Origin of the sequence: Aerococcus sp. HMSC23C02 (assembly GCF_001806805.1) — a bacterium.
In the GTDB taxonomy this organism is placed as follows: Bacteria; Bacillota; Bacilli; order Lactobacillales; family Aerococcaceae; genus Aerococcus; species Aerococcus sanguinicola.
In genome coordinates, this window is sequence record NZ_KV786046.1 from 1 (window position 1) to 3,216 (window position 3,216).

Genomic DNA, 3,216 nt, shown 5'->3' on the forward strand with positions numbered 1-3,216 from the left:
AAGTTGCCTTCAAGGAACCAGTCGATACTAAGACCCCAGGTGAAAAACAAGCAACAGTTGTCGTAACCTACCCAGACGGTACTACGGATGAAGTTCCTGCCAAAGTTCAAGTCAAAGACTTAACCGACGCAGAAAAGAACGACCCACAAGCTAAGGACCAAACTGTTAAAGTTGGCGAAACACCTAAGGCCGAAGATTCCATTGCGAACTTGAAAGATCTTCCACAAGGTACTAAAGTTGCATACAAAGAACCAGTTAATACATCAACACCTGGTGACCAAAAAGCAACCGTTGTTGTCACCTACCCAGACGGATCAACAGATGAAGTTCCTGTAACTGTTAAAGTCAAAGACTTAACCGACGCAGAAAAGAACGATCCACAAGCTAAGGACCAAACTGTTAAAGTTGGCCAAACACCTAAGGCTGAAGATTCTATTGCGAACTTGAAAGATCTTCCACAAGGTACTAAAGTTGCATACAAAGAACCAGTTAATACATCAACACCTGGTGACCAAAAAGCAACCGTTGTTGTCACCTACCCAGACGGATCAACAGATGAAGTTCCTGTAACTGTTAAGGTCAAAGACTTGACTGACGCAGAAAAGAACGAACCACAAGCTAAGGACCAAACTGTTAAGGTTGGCGAAACACCTAAGGCCGAAGATTCTATTGCGAACCTGAAAGACCTTCCACAAGGTACTAAAGTTGCCTTCAAGGAACCAGTCGATACTAAGACTTCAGGTGACAAACCAGCTACTGTTGTGGTAACTTACCCAGACGGATCTACAGATGAAGTTCCTGTAACTGTTAAGGTCAATGACTTAACTGATGCAGAAAAGAACGATCCACAAGGCCAAGATATCAACACTAAAGTTGGTGAAACACCAAACGCTAAAGATGGTATCAAGGATGCTGACAAGTTACCTCAAGGCACCAAGTTCGACTTCAAGGAACCAGTCGACACCAAGACACCAGGTGACAAACCAGCTACTGTTGTGGTAACTTACCCAGACGGTACTAAGGATGAAGTTCCTGTAACTGTTAAAGTCAATGACTTAACCGACGCAGAAAAGAACAACCCACAAGGTCAAGATATCAACACTAAAGTTGGTGGAACACCAAACGCCAAAGATGGTATCAAGGATGCCGACAAGTTACCTCAAGGCACCAAGTTCGAATTTGAAACACCTGTTGATACTAAGACTCCTGGTGACAAGCCAGCTAAGGTTGTCGTGACTTACCCAGATGGGACTAAGGATGAAGTCCCAGTAACTGTTAAAGTTTCTGAGAACCCAACCCAAGCTGAAACAACTAATCCAACTGTCCCAGCTAAGACTGAAGTTGAAAACAAAGATAGCTTAACCCCAGAAGAAAAAGACAAGGTTAAGAAAGCTGTCGAGGATGCTAATAAGGATAAATTCCCTGCGCCTAAGGACGGCCAAAACCCAACAGCTGTAACAGTTGATGACAAGGGTAATGCAACCATCACTTACCCAGACGGTTCTAAGGACACCATCCCAGGTACGGACTTAGTTGTTGAAAGACCTAAGACCACTGTTGAAGGTACACCTAAGCCAGTCAAAGCAACGGATGAGCCTCAAGACACCGGCCTTGTTGTGAAGAACCAAGACGACAAGACTCCAACTAAGGTGACTGCTAAGGACGAAGACGGCAATGATGTTCCTGTAACTGTTGACCCAGAAACTGGTAAAGTTTCCGTAACCCCTGGTACTAAGGTTGACGGTCCAATCACTGTAACAGTTGAAGATAAAGACTTGCCAGAAGGTAAACAAACATTCGAAGTCCCAGTTGAAGGTCACGAAAAAGGTCGCGATGACAACAATTCAGGTAAGACCCAAGCAGATCTTACTGATCCAACCGTCCCAGCTAAGACTGAAGTTGAAAACAAAGATAGCTTAACTCCAGAAGAAAAAGACAAGGTTAAGAAAGCTATTGAGGATGCCAACAAGGACAAGTTCCCAGCAGCCAAGGAAGGTCAAAAACCAACAGCTGTAACAGTTGATGACAAGGGTAACGCAACTATTACCTACCCAGATGGTTCTAAAGACACCATCCCAGGTACGGACCTAGTCGTTGAACGGCCTAAGACCACGGTTGAAGGTACGCCTAAGCCAGTTAAGCCAACCAAGGATCCTCAAGACACCGGACTTGTTGTTAAGAACCAAGATGACAAGACCCCAACTAAGGTGACTGCCAAGGACGAAGATGGCAACGATGTTCCTGTAACTGTTGACCCAGAAACAGGTAAAGTTTCCGTAACACCTGGTACTAAGGTAGACGGCCCAATCACTGTAACTGTTGAAGACAAAGACTTACCAAACGGTAAACAAACATTCGAAGTCCCAGTCGAAGGCCACGAAAAAGGTCGCGATGACAACAACTCAGGTAAGACCCAAGCAGACTTAACTGACCCAACTAAGCCAGCTAAGACTGAAGTCGAAGACAAGACCAACTTAACTCCTGAAGAAAAAGCTAAGGTTAAGAAAGCTGTCGAAGATGCCAACAAGGATAAATTCCCTGCTCCTGCAGAAGGTCAAAACCCAACAACTGTTGAAGTTGGCCCAGACGGTACAGCTACAATTATCTACCCAGACGGTTCTAAGGACACCATCCCAGGCACAGACTTAGTTGTTGAAAGACCTAAGACAACGGTTGAAGGTACGCCTAAGACTGTTAAGCCAACTAACGATCCTCAAGACACCGGACTTGTTGTGAAGAACAAAGACGACAAGACCCCAACTAAGGTGACTGCTAAGGATGAAGACGGCCAAGATGTTCCTGTAACTGTTGACCCAGAAACAGGCAAGGTTTCCGTAACACCTGGTACTAAGGTTGATGGGCCAATCACCGTGACTGTTGAAGACAAAGACTTACCAGAAGGTAAACAAACATTCGAAGTTCCAGTCGAAGGTCACGAAAAAGGTAACGACGATAACAACTCAGGTAAGACCCAAGCAGATCTTACTGACCCAACTGTCCCAGCTGAGAAAACTCCAGTTGCTGATAAGAATAACTTAACAGATGACGAAAAGAACACTGTTAAGAAGGCTATCGAAGACGCTAACAAGGATAAATTCCCAGCGCCTAAGGAAGGTCAATCAGCAACTAAGGTTGAAATTGGCAAGGACGGTACTGCTACGATCACCTACCCAGACGGTTCGAAAGACACCATCCCAGGTACTGACTTAGTTCGTG

The 3,216-nt window shown here is 44.9% G+C and carries 1 protein-coding gene; it reads left to right on the forward strand.

All coding sequences use genetic code 11. The annotated features are described in order from the left end of the window. Positions 1–3,216, forward strand: a 3,216-nt coding sequence (locus HMPREF3090_RS05860; RefSeq protein ID WP_148130130.1) for a Rib/alpha-like domain-containing protein, incomplete at both ends; no start/stop codon positions are given.